The organism is Leisingera sp. F5 (genome assembly GCF_001593695.1).
Genome location: NZ_LUKH01001164.1, coordinates 1 through 1,220 on the forward strand (window position 1 = coordinate 1; position 1,220 = coordinate 1,220).

Genomic DNA, 1,220 nt, shown 5'->3' on the forward strand with positions numbered 1-1,220 from the left:
CTTTGATTTAGAGAGCGAGCTGGCACTGATGCAAGAGCATCATGTCGATGTGCTGGTCAGTAAAAACAGTGGTGGCAAAGCGACTGAGGCCAAGCTGGCAGCGGCGCGTAGTCAGGGGATTCCTGTTATGATGCTGGCTCGTCTGGCATTACCGAATGGAATAACACCTTTCGAGCAAATTGACGCCTGTTCAGAACATATATTGAATTTTGGAAGCAAGAAATGAAGGTATCAGTTTATATTGGCATCAGCTTGGATGGTTATATCGCCCGTCCTGATGGCGATATTGAATGGTTGATGGCTGCTGATACTTCAAACGGTGCGGAAGATCTTGGTTATGAGGCATTTTCGGCCAGTGTTGATTGCATCATCATGGGGCGAAATAGCTTCGAGAAGGTTCTGACGTTTCCCGAATGGCCCTATGCCGGTAAACGAATTATTGTGTTGAGTCGCACGTTAAAAGCGGTTCCCGCAGAACTTGAAGAACATGTGACGCTGTATGCCGGACCGATAAAGGAATTGGTGGAACAGCTGGAAAATGATGGCTGTCAGAGACTTTATATTGATGGTGGAACAACCATCCAGTCATTCCTGAATGAAGGCCTGATAACAGACCTGTGTATTACTCGAGTTCCAGTTCTGTTGGGTGAAGGCGGACAGGTTGCGCTGAACCGGCACTTCCTCACGGATTGCGGGTTCGTTTTGCGGAAAGGCGTCGGTGGATTGCGCGCGCAGGATGGCCGGGCTGGCCAAAGAGGCGCCGATGCCGGCCAGGGCGGCGCGGCGGGTGATGCGGAGTTTGGTCATTTTTCCTCTGCCAAGCTGCTCGAAAACTCCGCAGAAAGATAAGCACCGCGGTGGGTTTTCCTAGGGGCGGCATACTGGAATTGCCGCGCCTCACAAGCTTGTGTTGGGAAAAGCGGCAAAAGACCGCCGCCGGGGTCCGGGTTTCCCGCCTGGCTTCAGGCTTGCAGTTGGCGGGCCTGGGCGAAGGACAGCAGGCGTTTGCTGTCTTCATCCCACAGGTGCAGCCGCGCATTGGCCAGGCTTTCGCGGATGGTCATCCGGTTGCCTTCGGACAGTTCCGCATGATCGCGCAACACTTCGGTCAGGCGGTAAAACGGGATGCGGCTGTAGAGGTGATGCACATGGTGGATGCCGATATTGGCGCTGATCCACTGCAGAACCGGCGGCAGCACATAGTGCGAGCTGCCATGAAG

General features: G+C 53.9%; 2 protein-coding genes and 2 pseudogenes. 2 read left to right on the forward strand and 2 right to left on the reverse strand.

From position 1 onward, the window contains the following. Window positions 1-226 (forward strand): precorrin-6A/cobalt-precorrin-6A reductase (locus tag A2I95_RS39780; protein ID WP_291737857.1); only part of this gene is annotated, 226 nt, incomplete at its 5' end. Next, window positions 223-600: pseudogene (locus A2I95_RS39785) on the forward strand (dihydrofolate reductase family protein); the annotation flags it as partial. The gene A2I95_RS39780 and the pseudogene A2I95_RS39785, both read left to right, overlap by 4 nt. A 33-nt stretch (window positions 601-633) precedes the next feature. Here the strand turns inward: A2I95_RS39785 and A2I95_RS39790 are convergent. Then, a pseudogene (locus A2I95_RS39790) lies at window positions 634-807 on the reverse strand (L,D-transpeptidase); the annotation flags it as partial. Window positions 808-962: 155 nt separating this feature from the next. Continuing rightward, on the reverse strand, window positions 963-1,220 hold a 258-nt coding region (locus A2I95_RS39795; RefSeq protein ID WP_291737858.1), incomplete at its 5' end, for a fatty acid desaturase.